At 67.7% G+C, this 16,735-nt stretch carries 18 protein-coding genes; 8 read left to right on the top strand and 10 right to left on the bottom strand.

Features of this window, described 5'->3' with window-relative positions; all coding sequences use genetic code 11:
• Positions 1 to 54: 54 nt before the first annotated feature.
• From RBB34_RS05715 to RBB34_RS05745, 7 genes are all read right to left on the bottom strand, one after another.
• Complete coding sequence (locus RBB34_RS05715) at positions 55 to 1,665, bottom strand: ABC transporter substrate-binding protein (RefSeq protein ID WP_306118237.1); 1,611 nt, start codon at positions 1,663 to 1,665, stop codon at positions 55 to 57.
• 102 nt (positions 1,666 to 1,767) lie between these two features.
• The gene (hpxZ, locus tag RBB34_RS05720; RefSeq protein WP_306118238.1) at positions 1,768 to 2,175 is read right to left on the bottom strand and encodes an oxalurate catabolism protein HpxZ; all 408 of its coding nucleotides are present in this window, start codon (positions 2,173 to 2,175) and stop codon (positions 1,768 to 1,770) included.
• Positions 2,172 to 3,584 carry an AtzE family amidohydrolase gene (locus RBB34_RS05725; RefSeq protein WP_306118239.1) on the bottom strand — a complete coding sequence of 471 codons (1,413 nt, stop codon included), beginning with the start codon at positions 3,582 to 3,584 and terminating at the stop codon, positions 2,172 to 2,174. The genes hpxZ and RBB34_RS05725 overlap by 4 nt, the downstream gene beginning before the upstream one ends.
• Positions 3,581 to 3,823, bottom strand: coding sequence for a DUF4089 domain-containing protein (locus RBB34_RS05730; RefSeq protein WP_306118240.1), 243 nt, complete (start codon positions 3,821 to 3,823; stop codon positions 3,581 to 3,583). Before RBB34_RS05730 ends, RBB34_RS05725 begins: the two co-directional genes overlap by 4 nt.
• A gap of 16 nt (positions 3,824 to 3,839) precedes the next feature.
• Positions 3,840 to 4,652, bottom strand: coding sequence for an SDR family oxidoreductase (locus RBB34_RS05735; RefSeq protein WP_306118241.1), 813 nt, complete (start codon positions 4,650 to 4,652; stop codon positions 3,840 to 3,842).
• A gap of 1 nt (position 4,653) precedes the next feature.
• The gene (locus RBB34_RS05740) at positions 4,654 to 5,673 is read right to left on the bottom strand and encodes an alpha-ketoacid dehydrogenase subunit beta (RefSeq protein WP_306118242.1); all 1,020 of its coding nucleotides are present in this window, start codon (positions 5,671 to 5,673) and stop codon (positions 4,654 to 4,656) included.
• On the bottom strand, positions 5,670 to 6,653 hold the full coding sequence (locus RBB34_RS05745) for a thiamine pyrophosphate-dependent dehydrogenase E1 component subunit alpha (RefSeq protein WP_306118243.1): 984 nt from the start codon (positions 6,651 to 6,653) through the stop codon (positions 5,670 to 5,672). The genes RBB34_RS05740 and RBB34_RS05745 overlap by 4 nt, the downstream gene beginning before the upstream one ends.
• A 170-nt stretch (positions 6,654 to 6,823) precedes the next feature.
• Here RBB34_RS05745 and RBB34_RS05750 point away from each other — a divergent pair, with 170 nt between their 5' ends.
• Positions 6,824 to 7,510, top strand: coding sequence for a GntR family transcriptional regulator (locus tag RBB34_RS05750; RefSeq protein WP_306118244.1), 687 nt, complete (start codon positions 6,824 to 6,826; stop codon positions 7,508 to 7,510).
• Between the two features lie 179 nt (positions 7,511 to 7,689).
• On the opposite strand, the gene bfr is transcribed toward RBB34_RS05750, so the two are convergent.
• The 3 genes from bfr to RBB34_RS05765 all read right to left on the bottom strand — a co-directional run bounded on the left by bfr (position 7,690) and on the right by RBB34_RS05765 (position 9,214).
• On the bottom strand, positions 7,690 to 8,175 hold the full coding sequence (gene bfr / locus RBB34_RS05755; protein ID WP_306118245.1) for a bacterioferritin: 486 nt from the start codon (positions 8,173 to 8,175) through the stop codon (positions 7,690 to 7,692).
• 71 nt (positions 8,176 to 8,246) lie between these two features.
• Positions 8,247 to 8,561, bottom strand: coding sequence for a (2Fe-2S)-binding protein (locus RBB34_RS05760; protein WP_306118246.1), 315 nt, complete (start codon positions 8,559 to 8,561; stop codon positions 8,247 to 8,249).
• Between the two features lie 137 nt (positions 8,562 to 8,698).
• Complete coding sequence (locus tag RBB34_RS05765; RefSeq protein WP_306118247.1) at positions 8,699 to 9,214, bottom strand: hypothetical protein; 516 nt, start codon at positions 9,212 to 9,214, stop codon at positions 8,699 to 8,701.
• A gap of 327 nt (positions 9,215 to 9,541) precedes the next feature.
• On the opposite strand from RBB34_RS05765, the gene RBB34_RS05770 reads away from it, so the two are divergent.
• From RBB34_RS05770 to RBB34_RS05800, 7 genes are all read left to right on the top strand, one after another.
• The gene (locus tag RBB34_RS05770) at positions 9,542 to 11,332 is read left to right on the top strand and encodes a class I adenylate-forming enzyme family protein (protein WP_306118248.1); all 1,791 of its coding nucleotides are present in this window, start codon (positions 9,542 to 9,544) and stop codon (positions 11,330 to 11,332) included.
• Positions 11,333 to 11,346: 14 nt separating this feature from the next.
• Positions 11,347 to 13,182 (top strand): AMP-binding protein, encoded by a 1,836-nt coding sequence (locus RBB34_RS05775; protein WP_306118249.1) that lies wholly within the window; start codon positions 11,347 to 11,349, stop codon positions 13,180 to 13,182.
• Positions 13,183 to 13,185: 3 nt separating this feature from the next.
• A complete protein-coding gene (locus tag RBB34_RS05780) occupies positions 13,186 to 13,320 on the top strand; it encodes a hypothetical protein (protein ID WP_306118250.1) in 135 nt (44 codons plus the stop codon).
• 25 nt (positions 13,321 to 13,345) lie between these two features.
• Positions 13,346 to 14,497 carry an MBOAT family O-acyltransferase gene (locus RBB34_RS05785; protein WP_306118251.1) on the top strand — a complete coding sequence of 384 codons (1,152 nt, stop codon included), beginning with the start codon at positions 13,346 to 13,348 and terminating at the stop codon, positions 14,495 to 14,497.
• A gap of 3 nt (positions 14,498 to 14,500) precedes the next feature.
• Positions 14,501 to 14,638 (top strand): hypothetical protein, encoded by a 138-nt coding sequence (locus RBB34_RS05790; protein ID WP_306118252.1) that lies wholly within the window; start codon positions 14,501 to 14,503, stop codon positions 14,636 to 14,638.
• A complete protein-coding gene (locus tag RBB34_RS05795; RefSeq protein WP_306118253.1) occupies positions 14,625 to 15,758 on the top strand; it encodes a hypothetical protein in 1,134 nt (377 codons plus the stop codon). Before RBB34_RS05790 ends, RBB34_RS05795 begins: the two co-directional genes overlap by 14 nt.
• Before the next feature lie 220 nt (positions 15,759 to 15,978).
• Positions 15,979 to 16,728: a LuxR family transcriptional regulator gene (locus RBB34_RS05800; RefSeq protein ID WP_306118388.1), complete on the top strand. Its 750-nt coding sequence runs from the start codon at positions 15,979 to 15,981 to the stop codon at positions 16,726 to 16,728.
• Positions 16,729 to 16,735 lie beyond the last annotated feature (7 nt).

Below are 16,735 nucleotides of genomic sequence, written 5' to 3' on the forward strand. Positions count from 1 at the left end.
GACCGGGCCGGGCGCTCGGGGCGCCCGGCGCGTTCTACTCAGGGGCAAAGGGGCTCAGGCCGCATAGCGCGCATCTTCAAGGAAGGTGCGATAGGTGCCGAGCGCATTGGCGTTCACGCCTTCAAGATCGGCCGTCACGGCGACCGGCAGGAAGGTGTTCACCACCGCGGCCACCGGCATCATCTCGTCGGCCATGAAGTTGTTGAGCTCGACATACAGCTGGGTGCGCCGTTCCGGATCGCCTTCGGCGTTCGCAGCGATGATCATCGCATCCAGTTGGGCCTGTTCGGGCAGGCCGGACTGCGCGGTGATCTGGTCGGCTCCCGCCGTCCCGGTCTGGAACAGCGGCGAGAAGCGGCCGTCCGGATCGGGGAAGAAGGCCGAGCGCTGCAGGAAGGCCAGCTCATGGGCGGTCTTGTCGAACAGGCGCCCGTTGAATGTGCCGCCATCGAGATATTCGGTCGTCACGACCAGGCCGAGATCGTTCAGGCTGCGCTCGACGACCTGCCCCAGGCGCGGCCAGAAGCCGGAATTCTCCGAGATCAGGCTGAGTTCGGCGCCCATCGCCCCGGCCTCCTCGAGCAGCGCGCGCGCGGCATCGGGATCGTATTCGGAGTGACGCTGATGCTCGGGCGCGTAGCCCTGTTCGGCGGCCGGAGTGATGTAGCCGGGCACCTCGGCCTTGCCGAAGAACGCCTCGCGGACCACGGCCTCGCGGTCGATCCCCAGATTGATCGCCCGGCGCACGCGGATGTCGGCGAGCGGACCGGCCTCGCAGTTCATCGCCAGCATGGCCGAGATGAAGGCGGCCGATTCCTCGATGCGGATGCCCTCCATCGCCTCGAGCCGGTCGACATTGGAATGCGGGATGAGATTGGTGACGTTCAAATCGCTGGCGGCCAGAGCGGTCATCTGCGCCACCGCTTCCGGGATCACCTGCATCACCACGCGCTGGATTTCCGGCGTGCCCTTGTAAAAGCCGTCGAAGGCCTCGAGCACCACGCGCTCGTTGGGCGTCACGCTCGATATCCTGTATGGGCCGCAGGAGACGAAGTTCAGGCCGATTTCCTTGCCATGCGCCTCGAGCGCGGTCGGCGAGATGATGACCATGTCCGGGCGCGACAGGCGGCCGAGGATGGCCGCGTCGGGCTGCAGCAAATTGATGCGGAAGGTGCGCGCGTCCGGCGCCTCGAAGCCGTCGACGTTCGGTCCGCCCAGATTGTCGAGCGCGAAAGACAGTTCGGGCCGTGTCGGATCGTCTTCGTCCTTCATGCGCTGGAAGGTGCGCAGCACGGCGGGCGCGTCGATCGGCGTGCCGTCATGGAATGTCAGGCCATCGCGTATGGTGAAGTCGTAGACCGTTCCGTCTTCCGAAACGGTCCAGCTCTCGGCGATGGCCGGCCGCGGCAACGGGTTGGCGAAGTCCATATGCGTCAACCCGCGCGCGACCGTGTCCATGACATGGACAGTATCGCCAAATCCGACCCAGGTGTGCGGCTCGAAATTGCCGACAAGGCCGGGAAGGGCGAAAACGAGCGTCTGCACGCCACCCTGCGCCTCGACCTTCCAGGGCAGCATGGCGATCGCGCCGGTCAGCCCCAGCATCTGGCCGAAGCGGCGCCGGCTCATGTTCGTTGGGGCGTTGAAGTCTTTCATACGTGTCATCGTGGTTCTCCCTGTGTCCGACGACTGCAATGGGGTGAAACGGAACGCGGCGCTGCGGCGCCATTCTCGTTGGGGCCGCTGCCGCGACCCGGTTTGATCCCGTCAGACGGTTTCCCCCAAAAGGCTCACATGTGCCGAGACGATGCGCCAGCCGTCGGCGGTGCGCATCAGCGTCTTGGTTTCGCGGCCGGGGCGGTCATGGCCCTGGCGCAGATATTCGGTGTTGGCGGTCGCGAAATCGCGGCCATAGGTGGTGATGACCGTGTTGTGCAGCGTGCGCTTGAACGGGCCGGTCTGCCGCGCACGGCGAAAGGCGGAGATCGCCTGCCAGCCGTAGAGGTTTTCGCCGACGCCGTAGCGCGTGGTCTGCGGTGCGTTCCAGAACAGTTCCTCGAGCACGGGCACGTCGTTCCCGGTCAGCGCCGCCTCGTAGCGATCGAAGACGGCGCGAACCTCGGCGACGATCTCCGGATCGTTGATGACGGTCGTGCTGGTCCGGGGGGCGCTCATGTCAGCGGCTCCGGCGCGGCAGCAAAGCCGGCCCTTTCAAGCGCGGCGGCGGCGGCCAGGACCTGATCCTCGCGGAACGGGCGGCCGACCACCTGCACGCCGACCGGCAGACCGGATCGCCGGCCGATCGTCGTCACCACGGCGATGGGAACGCCGGTCAACGTCAGCGCCTGGGTATAAAGGCCGATGTCAAGGCGGACGGCGAGGCTCCGGCCGTCCACCTCGCAGCGTTCGGTGCCGCTCGGAAAGGCGGGGCATGGCGTGGCCGGCGCGATCAGCACGGGCGTGCGCTCAAGCGCCGCGATGAGCTGTCCGGTGAGCATGCGCCGCAGCTTCTGTGCCCGCGATACCCATGATGCCGGCAGCAGCGCGCCGGCGCGAAGCCGGTCGCGCACAAGCGGGCCGAACCGATCGGGCCGGCTGGCGAGCGCGCTTCGATGCAGCGCGCCGCCCTCGGCATTGGTGATCACGAAGGCGGCGGCGCGGCCGGCTTCGGCGAGCGGCAGCTCGACTTGCTGCCGGGCGCCGAGCGCGTCGCAGGCGGCATCGACCGCGTCCCTGACGTCGGCATGCAGCGGGGCGACGAAAAACCCGCCAAGACGCCCGGCGCCGGGCGGCCCGGCGGCGACGAGCGTGTCCGCGACGGGCTCGCGCCCGCGCCGTGCCTGCACGGGATCGCGGTCGGAAAGTCCCTGCATTGCGTCATAGGCGACCGCGAGATCGGCGACGTTCGCGGCCAGCGGCCCGACATGGTCGAGACTGTCGACGAACGGATAGGTGCCGCCGCGCGAGAGCCTGCCATAGGTCGGCTTCAGACCGGCGATCCCGCACAGGGCGGCCGGCACGCGCACCGAGCCGTTGGTGTCGCTGCCCAGCGCGACGGGCACGATGCCGGCGGCGACAAGCGCGGCCGAACCCGACGATGAACCCCCGGTCACGCGCGGCGCATCGGACCCACCCGACCGGCGTGGATTGACGGTCGCGCCGTCGCGTTCGCATTCGCCCGTGAAGCCGTAGGCGAGTTCGTCCATCGTCGTTGAGGCGAGCAGGATCGCGCCGGCGGCTTCCAGACGCGCAATGGCGTCGGCATCGCGTTCGGCGGGCGCGTCGGCATCGGTGGCGCGGCTGCCGGCGCCGGTGACATGGCCGGCGACGTTGAACAGGTCCTTGGCGGCGAAGGGCACGCCGGCGAGCGCGCCCAGCGGTTCGCCGCTGTCGCGCCTGGCGTCGATGGCCGCGGCCCTGTCGCGCGCGCGGTCGGCGTGGATCCGCGTCACCGCATTCAGCGCCCTCGCGCGAGCGAGCGCGTCGAGCGCGCGTTCGACGACGGCGCTCGCCCTGATGCGCCCGGCGGCGACATCGGCGGCAATGGCCCGAGCAGAATCGTGCGAGGCGGCCATCGCGGTCATGGCGAACCCCGCTCGTCTTGCCGGGCCGGCGCGAAGACCGGCGCGGGCGACACCTTGTCCAGTTCGGGCACCGCCTTGTCGACGATGCGGGCAAATCCGGCGGCACGCTCGAACTGGGCGGCGACGGCGGCGATGTCGTCTTCGGTTAACGCCAAACCGATCGCCGGCGCCGCCGCCCGGACAAAGGCGAGGGCATCGAGGCCATCGCTGTCGAATTCGGTGCGGCCGTGTCCGCTCATGCGCGCGTGATCCTCCTCAAGGGCTCAGCAGATAGCCGCCGTCGACCGGCAGCGTGGCTCCGGTGACGCCGGAAAAGCCTGGGGAGCAAAGCGCAAGGCACACATGGGCGACCTCCGCCGGTTCGATCAGGCGCCGCGCGGCTCCGGCTGTCGAAAGCGCCTGCCAGACCCGGTCGACATCGTCCTCGCCAAGCGCGGCGATGCTGTGGGCGACATCGCGCAGCATCGGGGTATCGACGTTGCCGGGCGCGACGGCGTTGACCCGGATACGGTGGGCGGTCAGTTCCGCCGCGATCGACTGGACGAGCCCGATCAATCCGAACTTGGAAGCACAATAGGCCGAGGCGTTGGCCTCCCCGCGCTGGCCGGCGGCCGAGGAAACGAACACCATCGCGCCGCCCCGATCGCGCGCGATCATGGACCTGGCAAAGGCGGATGCGACAATGGCCGCACCATCGAGATTGACCGCCATGACCTTGCGCCAGATGGCGAAATCGGTCTGGGCGATCGGCATGGTGGCGGCGATACCGGCGCAATAGACCACGGCGTCGATGCCTTCGGCGGCATCGGCCATCTTGCCGACGGCGACCGGATCGGTGCTGTCGAGTGCCAGGGCCGTGTGATCGCCGATGGCTGGCGGTGAAGCCGTGGCGATCGTCTCTTGCGCGGCGGCGCCGTCGATGTCGGCCGCGGTGACCGCCCAGCCGGCCTGCGCGAAGGCGCTCACGCAGGCCCACCCGATGCCGCCGCCGGCGCCGATGATGGCGGCGCGGCCAGGCCCGGTCCGCGCGGGCGCCTCGATGGCGGGGGCTGTGACGGCGGTCGACACGTCAGGATCCTTTTGCCATGGCGCGCAAATGCTCGGTGATCGCATCGACGCCCGGCATGACTGCCTTTTCGAGCGACAGCGCGGCGGGAATTGGGACATCGGGCACGGCAAGGCGCCCGATCTGTCGCAGCGCATCGAAACCGAGGCTTTCGAGAACGCGCATCGACAGTTCCGCCGACAGGCCGAAGCTGAGATAATCCTCGTCGACCACCAGCAGCCGGCCGGTGCGCGCGGCCGATTGCGCGACCGTGTCCGAATCGAGCGGCACGACGCTGCGCAGATCGATCACTTCGACCGATATGCCCTCGGCATCGACCGTCTGCGCCGCTTCGAGCGCGTGTTCGACGGACGCGCTGAGCGTTGCCAGCGTCACATCGGTGCCCTGCCGGACGACGGCGGCTTGGCCGATCGGGACGGTGTAGGCGGCATCGGGAATGTCGGGATGATGGCGGAAGTCGCGGCCCTTGGACAGCAGCAGCGCCTTGTGCTCGATGAAGACGACCGGATCGTCACTGCGCAGCGCGGCGGCCATCAGCCCCTTGTGGTCGTGCGGGCTGCAGGGGGCGACGACCTTCAGGCCGGGCAGATGGGCGAACAGGCCCCACAATGCCTGGCTGTGCTGGGCCGCCGAACCGATGCAGCCGCCGGCCGTCTTGTAGACGATCGGCATGCGCTGGCGGCCGCCGGACATGTAGTGGATCTTGGCGGCGGCGTTGTAGACCTGCTCGAGGCATACGCCGATGAAGTCCGCGAACATGATCTCGATCAGCGGTCGCATGCCCGCCTGGGCGAGGCCGACGCCCATGCCGGTGAATGCCATCTCGGCGATCGGCGCATCGAGCACGCGCTCGGCGCCGAACCGTTCCTGCAAGCCGCGCGTCGCACCGAACACGCCACCGGCCCTGCCGATATCCTCGCCGATGCACACGATCGCGTCGTCGCGCTCCATCTCCAGCATGATGGCCTCGGCGATCACGGCGGGCAACGGCATGGCGAGCCGGTCGTTGACGATCTCGTTCATGGCCGCGCCCCATCGGCGAAGACGCCCTCAAGCGCGCCCGCCGGATCGGGCATGGGTTCGGCGAGAATGTCGGCGAGCATCGCCTTTGCGGCCTCCTTCTCCTCGGCACGGATGGCATCGACCCTTGCGCGGTCCACGCCGGCCTGCGTCAGCCGCGCTGCATAAAGCGTGAGCGGATCGTGGGCGTTGCGCAGGCGGTTGCGTTCGTCGCGGCTGCGATAGTGTTCGGGATCGCCTTCGAAATGGCCGCGAAAGCGGTAGCACGTGGCTTCCACGATGGCAGGGCCCTGGCCCGCGCGGGCGTGCTCGACAGCCCTGGCGAAGGTGTCGGCCACCGCGTCGACATCGGTCCCGTCGACATGAATGCCCAGCGCGCCGTAGGCGGCGGCGCGTTCGGCGATGGTGCGGGTCGGCGAGACGGCATGGAAATCGACCGAGATCGCAAGGACATTGTTCTCGACCAGCACGACCAAAGGCAACTTGCGCGCGCCGGCCATGACCAGCGATTCGTGAAAGGCACCATTGTGCGAGCCGCCGTCACCGGTGACGCCGACGGCAACGTTGTCCTGCCGGCGCAGCCGGAAGGCATGGGCATAGCCGAGCGCCACGGGCAGCGAGGCACCGACGATGCCGGTCGCCGAGAAATGGGTGGACGGATCGAATGGATGCATGTGACCGCCGCGACCGCGGCACAGCCCGCTCCCGCGCTCGCAAATCTCGGCGAGCAGGGCGCGCCGATCCACGCCCTTGGCGATGCCGTGATAGTGATTGCGATGGGTGGAAACGACCGCATCGTCCGGTCGAAGGCTCTCGGCCATGCCCGCGCCGATCGCCTCCTGGCCCAGGCCGACATGCAGTTCGCCGTGAATGGCCTTGCGCCGAAGGGCGTCGAGACAGGCCTCGTCGAAGGCGCGCATCGTCGCCATGCGGCGGAACCGCTCCAATTGCGGCGTGGCGGGGGGGTCTGGCGTTCCCGGCATTGTCGCTCCCGGCATTGTCGCTCCCGGCATTGTCGCTCCCTGTCGCCGGCCGGACCAAGGCGGGCACAAAATTGGATACACGGATGTAAATATCCCCTGAGCCGATTGTCAAGCGCGACCGCTGCTGACAAAATGAGCATCACGAGATCCGGGAATTGAAAGGCCTTGCCATGACGAGCGCAACGCGCGCCAACGCCGCCGAAAGCACCGTGCCGGAAGCCGGCCACGACCTGAGCGCGCGCGCCATTGCCTACCGGCACCTGTTGTCGCAGATCCGTTCGGGTCACCTCGCCGGCGGCACGCACATCGCCGCCGAAACCGTGGCGCAGGCGCTCGGGCTCAGCCGCATGCCCGTGCGCGAGGCGCTGCGCCAGCTCGCCAGCGAAGGCTTCGTGACCTTGCGCTCCAATCGCGGCGCGGTGGTCACGCCGCTCGGCGCGGCCGAGATATCGGAGCTCTACGAGATGCGCGCCGTGCTCGAAGGGTTGGCCATGCGCTCGGTCGTCGAGCGCATCGATGCGCATGGAATGGACGAATCGGAGATCGCGCTCAAGCGGCTGACGCGCGCGCGGCACGACACGGACTGGTTCGTGGAAGCGCACGACCAGTTCCATGACGCGCTGCTTCGATATTGCCACCGGCCGCGTCTGGTCTCAGAGATCAAGCGAATCCGGTCGACGACCGAGCCCTATCTGCGGATCACGCTGCGCATGAGCCCGACCGCCATCTCCAATACGGTGCGCGAGCACACCGACGTGCTGGACTCGGTCCGTTCCGGCGATGCCGATCGCGCCGAATGCACCATGCGCCAGCACATTCTGGATTCCGACATCGCCGAACTGATCGGCGGCGACTGACGCCGCCGCGCCTTGTGGCGTTCCATGCCAGAACGCACCATTTGGCCCGATCGGGTCCGGGCGGGCTTCCGGCCGGCACGCCTCGCGCGCGCTTGGCTGTGCGCACCCAAGCTTGGCTATGCGCACCCAACTCGCCGGGCACGGCCGCACCGCGCGGCGGCGCGACATGGAAACCGGCGCTATTCGGCCTCGTCGGCCGAAGCGGCGTTGAGCAGCCCGTAGCGCTCGGCGCCCAGCTTGTCGAACAGTTCGAGCTGGGTCTCGAGGAAGTCGATATGGCCTTCCTCGTCGGCGATCAGCGCCTCGAACAGGTTCTTGGTGACGTAGTCGCCGGCCTGTTCGCAGATATCGCGCGACTTGGTGTAGGAGTTCCAGGCATCCTGCTCGCCGGCCAGGTCGGCTTCCAGCACTTCGCGCACATTCTGGCCGATGCGCAGCGGCGCCACGTTCTGCAGGTTGGGCAGGCCGTCAAGGAAGATGATGCGCTCGACGATCTTGTCGGCGTGGTGCATTTCCTCGATCGATTCGGCGCGCTCCTTGCTCGCCAGCTTCTGATAGCCCCAGTCCTCGAGCAGGCGGTAGTGCAGCCAGTACTGGTTGACCGCCCCCAGCTCCAGAAACAGCGCCTCGTTGAGACGCTCGATGACCTGATCATTGCCCTTCATGCACACAATCCTCCGGTTGGCTGCATGCGCAGATGCACCAATGGCCCTGCATTATCAAGTGGGTTGCCCGGTCAGGCGGCGCGGCGCAGGCGCCGCTCGCGGGCCAGCGCCCTGGCGGTCTCGCAGCGTTCGTGCTCGCTGCGCAGGCGCGCGACGAAGGGAACGATCTCGGCTTCCGGTGTCTGTCGGCGGCGGTGGAACTCCTCGCTGACCCGCACGATGACGTCGATGACCCGCGGAAAGCACGAGCAGCATTTCCCGCGCTTGTGCATGGCGTGGTAGACCATGCCCGCGGTGATGAGTTGCCACTCGTCGCGTTCGAGAAACTCGGTGACGACCGCCTCGATCTGCTGGCGGGCGATCACGTTGCAGCTACAGACGATCATGGGCGCATCTATCCCTTGTTCACCGAGCGTCAGTTTCCGCAAGCCGGCCGGCCGTCGCCATGATCCTGATCAAATCGGCTTCGCCAAGGGCCTGCATGAGGATTGCGACAAGGGCCAGTTTCAACGGTTCGCCTTCCTTAGTGCATCGTCGTGCCCGCCGCCCCGGCACGGACGGCGAGGACCTCGTCGACGGCATGGCCGGGTACCGGCGCCAGCGTCTGGCCCAACGCCTTCATGATCAGCGCGAAGGAGCCGGCGGCGACGGCCAGTTCCTCGCAGCGCCTGTGGCAGGTCAGGGCGCGCAGGCAGGTTTCGGCCAGTGCGTCATCGCCGTTCTGGATCGCCGCGATCAGGGCCAGGATCAGCCGTTCGTCGTCGCAGATGCGGGGCGAGCCGGCCTCGCACAAATGCAAGGGGCAACGCGCGCACAGGCCGAGCGTGGCGACGAACTGATCGAGCGCGGCCAGGGCCTGGCGGACATCGCGCCCCGATAGGGCGGCTCCGTAAAGGTGCCGCAATCGTTGCCGGGCCGCCGCCGCGCAATCGGCGGGGCGATGACCGGCATGCCGATAGCCCTCGAGCACGAGCCGCTCGGCAACGCCCAGACCGTCGTGCGCGCGCGGGGCGCCTTTATGACCCTGCCGGATGGACACGGCTGCCGTCCTCGTCCGCAAACCTGATTTCAGAGGTCAATTTATGATCGGCGCAAAGTGGTGTCAAATACTCTAGTTTTTAACGATTCTAAGATTCGCCCGTCTGAGATGCGCGCGCCTTCGCGTTGGGCGGCGCACAGAGCCGCATCGGGTCGGTGCCGCCCGCAACCGGTGTCGTCGGTGTGAATGCGCGGTATGAAAAATCTACAGGCCCGGTAACTTAACGTAAACCATTAACCAGCGCTGCAAGCTCTTGGTGTGTTCGTTAGGCTATTCTTGTCCTTTTGAATATAGTTTTCCGGTGTCTTGCAGGGGAGACGCCGATTCATGACCGATACGGTCGCGACAGAACGGCTCCGGTCGGAGCCGCGGGTCGGGGGCATCGTGCCGCGTGCCATCGCACTGGCCTATTGGCGCGCGCTCGGCGCGCCGGTCGGACGCGTGGCGCGAGCGCTGCATGCCGATCCGGCCGACATCGCCGCTGCGCTGGCGCAGCCGGTGGAGCCGGCGCTGTCGGGCCTTCACGCCGTGCCGCGCTCGGCCGTGCCGTGGGCGGCGCGCACCGCCAACACGCTGATCGAGCAGGGGCTGTCGCGCCCGCAGGACGGACAACTGGTCTTCGTTGCCGGAGAAGGGGCGCTGAACGCCGGCGAGGTGGCGGGACTGGTCGGGCGCATCTGCGCAGGGCTCGGTGCGCGCGGCATCGGCAAGGGCGACCTGGTGGCCGTCGATGCGAGCCAGCGGCTGGAAAGCTATCTGGTGGCGCTGGCGACGCTGCTGTCGGGCGCGGTGCTGGTGCGCCTGGGCGATACGGTCGGGCCCGAGCCCCTGCGCGCCATGGTCCGCGCGGCGCCGGCGCGGATCAGCTTTTCGGACCGTTTCGCGCAGATCGGTCCGATGGAACAAACGGGCGCGCGCATCGCCCTTGGCGATGAGGGTCCGGCAGAGAGCTTTGCGGAATTCCTCGATCGTTGCCCCGAGCCGGCGGCCGAATGGCGCGACCATCTGCCCGCCGTCGCGCCCGACGATGCCGCCTTTGTCGGCTTCACCAGCGGGTCGACCGGCGTGCCCAAGCCGATGCTGACGAGCCATGAAGCGATCTTTCGCTCGACCGAGATCGCCCGACGCGTGTTTGCGTTCGATGCGACCGACATCTTCTGCACGGCGACCGATTTCACCGCGCTGAGCGCGTTCCGGTCGCTGGTCACGCTGCCTCTCGCATGCGGCGGTCGCGTCGTCATTCCGAGCCCCGAAGCGCGGCAGAGCCCGCTGGCGCTGGCGCTCGAGTGCGAACGCTATGGCGTCACGCGGCTGACCGCCGTGCCCGGCGTCATCCGCGCCTTCAACAAGGCCGGCGCGCGCCTTGACCGTGACAGGCTGGGCGCGCTGCGCACGGTGTTTTCCGGCTCGGGCGTGCTCGACCGGACGACGGCGGAGAGCTTCGGCGAGCGGTTTTCCATTCCGGTCATCGACTATTATGGCGGGCGCGAGTTCGCCACGGCCGCCTATGCCGATGCCGAGGGCGAGCGCACCATGAGCGCCGGCGGCGGCTTCGTGCATGACTGCGCCGTGCTGATCGTCGACGAGAACGGCGTGCCGGCGCGGCCGGGCGCGGTCGGCGAGATCGTCGTTCACTCCGACAGCATGACGCTGACCGATCTGGCCTCGATCCGCCGTGCCGGTCGCTGGGCGGGCTGGCACTTCACCGGCGATCTGGGCCGATTCCTGCCCGATGGCCGCCTGGAAATCGTCGGGCGCATCAAGGACGTCATCAAGAGCCCGGACGGCACGCTGGTCAGCCCGGCCGAGGTCGAGGGCGCGCTCAACGGGCTTGGCTGGGTCGCCGATGCCGCGGCGTTCTCCTTCACCGATGCCGCCGGCATCGAGCGCGTCGGCGCGGCGGTGGCGTTGCTGGCCGGGGCGGTGCCGCCGGCCGATCCGCAGGCCGAGGCGCGGCGGGCGGTGGAAGCGGTGCTCGGCCCGCACAAGACGCCGGCGCGGGTTCTGGTGTGCGCGGCGTTGCCGCAGGTCGGTCGCGGCAAGCCCGACAAGCGGCGCTTGCGGCAAATGATGGCCGAGGGGTCGGCCGATAACGGGGCGGGGAGCCGGAATTGTTGAGTCAGGCAGGGAATTTGGCGGAGCTTCTTGATGAAGCGATTCAGGCGGCCGCGCCCATCAGGCCGTTCATGGTGGTCGACGGCAAGCCGCTGACCTATGGCCGTTTCATCGACCGGATGGGCCGCATCAACGCGCTCCTCGCAAGCAAGGACATCGCGCAGGGCGCGCGCGTGGCGATCGTCAGCGAGGACCCGGCCATGGTCGCCGCGCTGCTGCTGGCGTGCCTGCGCGCCGGTATCGCCGTGGTCAACCTGAACCCGGACATGACGCCGCCCGAACGCATGAACGCCCTGGTCGCCTGCGATCCTGCCCATCTTTTCATCGACCGGGCGATCTTCGAGGCCGGCCCGCTGCCGGCCGGGCTTGCCCATGCGGTGATAGAGGCCGACACCGGCCCGTCCGGGCTGATCGGCAAGCTGCTCAAGCGCGGCGCGCCGGGCACGGGGCAGGGCGGCCTGCGCGCCGAGATCGAGGCGACCGCTCCCGCGCCGTTCCCGCAGGCCATCGCGCCCGGGACGATCGGGCTGATGCTGTTCACCTCGGGCACGACCAGCGCGCCCAAGATTGTCCAGCTCTCGCATGCAAATCTGGCCGCGCAGCTTTCGACCTTCGGCAAGGTCTATGACTACGATGCCGATAGCCGGATCCTCAACCCGCTGCCGATGCATTTCACCGACGGCATCCTGCACGGGCCGCTGGTCGCCTTCGTTACCGGCGCGACGCTCTACCGGCCCCGGCGCTTCAACGTGCACGAACTCGGCGCGCTGCTCGACGGCGTCTATCGCGACCGCATCACGCATTTCAATCTGGTGCCGGCGATGCTGTCGCTGATGGACCGGCTGGGCGAGGAATACCGCTCGGTCTTCGCCACCGACGAGTTCCGCTACATCCGATCGAGCGGCGACAGGCTGCCCGAAGCGTTGTGGCGGGCGGTCCAGGATCGCTACGGCGTGCGCGTGATCAACACCTACGGGCTGTCGGAGACCGTGTGCGAGGCAATCTATTGCGGGCCATCCGAGCAGACCTTCCGCATCGGCACGATCGGCAAGCCGGTCGACTGCGAGATCCGGCTCGTCGATGGCGAGGGCAATGACGTGCCCGAGGGCGTGGCCGGCGAACTCGTGATCCGGGGCGGGAACATCATGGTCGGCTATCTGGGCCGGCCGGACCTGACCGAGGCGGCGATCGATGCCGATGGCTGGTTCCGGACCGGCGATCTGGCGACCATCGACGCCGAGGGCTTCGTGACGATCACCGGACGCAAGAAGGCGCTGATCATCTCGGGCGGCGTGAACATCCAGCCCCAGGAGATCGTCGACGCGCTCATGACCCATCCGGCGGTCGCCGAAGCCCATGTGTTCGGCTTGCCCGACCCGGTCTGGGGCGAGCGCGTGGTCGCCGCCGTCGTCGCCCGTCCGGGCGCCGCGCAGCCCGACGAAGCGGCGCTGACCGAGCATCTGCGCGCCCTTGTCAGCGCCAACAAGGTGCCGCGCGCGATCCGCGTGCTGGAGGCGCTGCCGCGCAATCCGGCCGGCAAGGTGCTGGTCGAGGCGCTGCGGCAGATGTTCGCCGGCGCAGGCGACGGCTCGGGGGCCGCGCTCACCGGCTCGCTCGAAGAGCAGATCAGGCAGATCGCCGCGCATGTGTTCACCTGTTCGCCCGACGAGCTTCGGCTGTCCTCGCAGCCGCGTTCGACGTTCGGCTGGGACAGCTTCGCCCATCTGACGCTGATCGGCGAGATCGAGCGGCAATACGGCATCACGCTGTCGGCGCGCGACGTGTTGCGCGTGACCACGCTCGGCCATCTCGTCGAGATCGTCGGCGAGAAGCTGCCACGCACGGGGACCTGATGGATGGATCGCAATTCGCGCACGCCGCGCCTGGCCGGCCACTATCGCCCGGCGCCGCCGGCGGTCTGGCTGCTGGCCGGCATGATGCTCGCGGTGCTGGCCGGCTCGGCGGCGCTGTACATGCTGATCGTGGACTGAAAGCCCGGACGACAAGCGGGCGACGATGAGCTACCTTTCGGTCACATGGCTGTTCTGGATGTGGCTGACGGTGTCGCTGTACTGGCTGGCGCCGCGCGACGTGCGCCAACTGGTCCTGATGGCGCTGACGGTGGTGTTTCTTGCGACCCGCTCGCCGGAATCGGCGGCGATCCTGCTTGCCTTCACCGCGCTCACCCATGTGACCGGCAATCTGCTCGTGCCGACGATGCGTGTGGTGGCGACGGGGATCGTCGTCATGCTGGCGGTGCTCGGCGTCTACAAGATCAATCAGACGGTCAATTCGGCGAACCTGTTCGACACCGTCGCCATCCCGCTGGGCCTGTCCTACTACACCTTCCGCTGCATCCATTTCCTGATGGAGCGCTACAAGGCGGCGGTGCCGCGCGCGAGCGCGCACGAGCTTGCCGGTTACCTGCTGTTCCTGCCGACCATCGTGGTCGGGCCGATCCACCGCTATGACGATTACCGCCGCGACCTGAACCGGCAGCGCTTCGACGCGGCGATGCTGTCGGAGGGCGCCGAACGCATCCTTTACGGCTATGTGAAGATCGTCATCGTGTCGAACTATCTGACCGAGGGCGTGCTGGGCGATTACATCGCGGGCCTTGCGAATCCCGAGGCGCCGGGCGTGATCTATCTGAAGATCGTCCAGAACGGGCTCAACCTCTACTTCCAGTTCTCGGGCTATTCGGACATCGCCATCGGCTTTGCGCGGCTTCTCGGCTACCGGGTCATGGAGAACTTCAACTGGCCGTATCTGCAGCCCAATATCGCCGCCTTCTGGCGGTCCTGGCACATCTCCCTGTCGCGCTGGTGCCGCGACTACATCTATTCGGTGGTCGTCGCGCGGACCCGCAGCCCGGCGCTCGGCGCCATGGCGACGATGATCGCAATCGGCCTTTGGCACGAGATCTCGCTGCGCTTTGTGCTGTGGGGCGCCTATCACGGCATCGGGCTCGTCGTCTGGCAGAAATCGCAAGGCTGGACGACGCGCCTGGAGCGCTCGCTGCCCGAAACGGCGCTGCCCGTGCTGCACATCGCCAAGGTCGCCTTCACCGTGCATTTCGTCTGGTTCGGCTTTCTGATCCTGACCGCGGAAACGCCGGCGCAGGCGCTCGTCACGTTCGGCAAACTCATCGCCATCACGGAGGGCTGATCGATGTACGGATTGCTGCTCACCCGGTTTGCGCCCAAGACCGCCGCGATTTTGTGCGCGGTTTGGTATTGCGCGCTGATCGTCGGCGTCATCGCCCTGAGCGTCGAACCGCCGGCGGATTTTCGCTATGCGCGCTATTGAGGCGATCGCCGATAGCCGGCCGGTGCGCTGGGTGCGCTCGTGGCGCGAGCGGCAGGTCGAGGTCGCCTTCGGCGCCGGGCTGATGCTGGTCGTCGTGCTCGGCTTCGCCGCCGGCGAGATGCTGGCGCGGGTGCACCATGCCAACGCCATTGCCGGGCGCGATTTCGACTGGATGTCCGTGATGGTGCAGATGGAGCGCGAGGATCCGGCCGGCCCGATGCGCTTTCCCAGAGGCTCGAACGTGGATGGCTTGCGGTTCAATGCGCTCGGCCTGCGCGGCCCCGACGTGCCGCGGCCAAAGCCCGACGACACCGTGCGGCTGGCCTTCGTCGGCGACTCCAAGCTCGTCAATGGCGAGTTCGCCGAACAGGAGATGATCGCCGCCCGCACCGCCGCGCTGCTGCAGGCGGGCCACCGGACCTGCCGGTTCGATCACGTCACCGTGGCCGGGCCGGCCTACACGATCGAGGACCTGGCCTATCTCATCGACACGGAGGTGGGTGCGCTCGAAGCGGACATCTACATCGTGCTGGTGGGGGCGACGCGCGACGCGCTGACGGTGCATGCGCGCGACGCCCGCGATGGCGGCTACATGGCGCAGTATCCGTTCCTGGGGCATTATTCGGTGCTCTGGGACAAGCTGTCGCGGGCCTTCCACCTGAGGCGCCAGGCGCGCTTTGCCGCCCAGCGCGGGCCCTTGCCGAAGCTCGAAGGCGATCGGATCGCCACCGCGCTGGACGCGCCATTGGCAAGGCTCGATGCCGCCATGGGCGATGCGCCGGTGCTGGCGGTCGGCTATCGCGGGCGCATGCGCGCTGGCCAGAGCGATGCCGAACTGGCCCGTTCGACGCGGCAAATCCGCATGGAAACCCGCAAGTTGGGCGCGCGCGACTTCGTTGCGCTCAATGCGGCGATCGTGAACGCGCAGCGACGGGCCGCCGCCCGCCATGGCTGGGCCTTCGCCGATCCGATCATGACCATTGCGGGCACGGAAGAGAATTTCATCGATTCGGCGCATTTCTCGCGCAAGGGCATTGCGCTGTTTTCGCGCGAGCTGGCCGGACTGCTTGCCCCAATGCTGCCGCAGACCGATGCTTCGTGCCTTGCGGTGGGCCGGTGAGAGCGATCGGCGCCGCACCACCGTGACGGACCCGGCGACGACCGCACCGGTCCCGGCCCTTGCACTGCAACGACCGACGCAGCATATGCATGCTCATGCCAACAATCGGATATGGCCGTTCCTGGCCTCCCGCGCGTCGGGCAGTCGGCGCTTACGCAACGTTGACAGGCGTCCGGCCCGATGGAACCCAGTACACAACGACGACAAGGACGATTCGGTGATGACGATGACAGGGCGCATCACGGCGGAGGTCGGTCCCGAGCAGCGCAGCTTTCGGGAGCGCGTGTCCTTGTGCACGACGAGCTATGATCTGCTGCGGCTGACAAAGCAGGTGGCGGTCGAGCGCGGATTTCCGTATTTCGCGATCGTTCGGCTGCCCTCGTCCAAGGACGACAAGCTGGCCCAGATCTCGGTTCTGACGAACTGGCCGGAATCGCTGGTCAAGGCATATGACGAGATGGGGCTGCTCAAATCGAGCCCGATGTTCAAGGCGCTCAAGACCAGCACCAAGCCCTATGTGTGGTCGCACAAGCGCGAGGCGCGCCACTACATCAAGGACAACGATCCGCAGATCGAGCGTCTGTTCTGCGCCCACGGCATGTGCAACGGCGTGCAGTTCAGCGTCCAGGAACCTGGCGGCAAGCGCGGCGTGATCGGCTATTCGGGTGACAGGGCACCGCCGATGGAAGCCGAACTGGCCGAGCTGAGCTATTTCTCCATGCTCGTCTATGACCGGTTGTGGGAACTGAAGAAGTGCGGCAAGGCTGGCAGCCCGCAAAAGCTGTCGACGCGCGAGAACGAGTGCCTGATGTGGACCGCCTCGGGCAAGACCAGCGCCGAGATCGCCATCATCCTCAAGCTGTCCGAACACACCGTCAACCACTATCTGACCGCGGCGTGCCAGAAGCTCGGAGCGACCAACCGGGCGCATGCGGTCTACAAGGCCATGCGGGCGGGTCTTCTGGACTGATTGGGGG

It is taken from the genome of Roseitalea sp. MMSF_3546 (genome assembly GCF_030732865.1).
Classification (GTDB): domain Bacteria; phylum Pseudomonadota; class Alphaproteobacteria; order Rhizobiales; family Rhizobiaceae; genus Roseitalea.

Coding starts and splice junctions, on each gene's coding strand:
- RBB34_RS05780 (WP_306118250.1), top strand. CDS start 13,186: ATGGATCGCAATTCGCGCACGCCGCGCCTGGCCGGCCACTATCGCCCG.
- RBB34_RS05770 (WP_306118248.1), top strand. CDS start 9,542: ATGACCGATACGGTCGCGACAGAACGGCTCCGGTCGGAGCCGCGGGTC.
- RBB34_RS05790 (WP_306118252.1), top strand. CDS start 14,501: ATGTACGGATTGCTGCTCACCCGGTTTGCGCCCAAGACCGCCGCGATT.
- RBB34_RS05725 (WP_306118239.1), bottom strand. CDS start 3,584: ATGACCGCGATGGCCGCCTCGCACGATTCTGCTCGGGCCATTGCCGCC.
- RBB34_RS05785 (WP_306118251.1), top strand. CDS start 13,346: ATGAGCTACCTTTCGGTCACATGGCTGTTCTGGATGTGGCTGACGGTG.
- RBB34_RS05715 (WP_306118237.1), bottom strand. CDS start 1,665: ATGACACGTATGAAAGACTTCAACGCCCCAACGAACATGAGCCGGCGC.
- RBB34_RS05760 (WP_306118246.1), bottom strand. CDS start 8,561: ATGATCGTCTGTAGCTGCAACGTGATCGCCCGCCAGCAGATCGAGGCG.
- RBB34_RS05795 (WP_306118253.1), top strand. CDS start 14,625: ATGCGCGCTATTGAGGCGATCGCCGATAGCCGGCCGGTGCGCTGGGTG.
- RBB34_RS05800 (WP_306118388.1), top strand. CDS start 15,979: ATGACGATGACAGGGCGCATCACGGCGGAGGTCGGTCCCGAGCAGCGC.
- RBB34_RS05750 (WP_306118244.1), top strand. CDS start 6,824: ATGACGAGCGCAACGCGCGCCAACGCCGCCGAAAGCACCGTGCCGGAA.
- RBB34_RS05745 (WP_306118243.1), bottom strand. CDS start 6,653: ATGCCGGGAACGCCAGACCCCCCCGCCACGCCGCAATTGGAGCGGTTC.
- hpxZ (WP_306118238.1), bottom strand. CDS start 2,175: ATGAGCGCCCCCCGGACCAGCACGACCGTCATCAACGATCCGGAGATC.
- RBB34_RS05730 (WP_306118240.1), bottom strand. CDS start 3,823: ATGAGCGGACACGGCCGCACCGAATTCGACAGCGATGGCCTCGATGCC.
- RBB34_RS05740 (WP_306118242.1), bottom strand. CDS start 5,673: ATGAACGAGATCGTCAACGACCGGCTCGCCATGCCGTTGCCCGCCGTG.
- bfr (WP_306118245.1), bottom strand. CDS start 8,175: ATGAAGGGCAATGATCAGGTCATCGAGCGTCTCAACGAGGCGCTGTTT.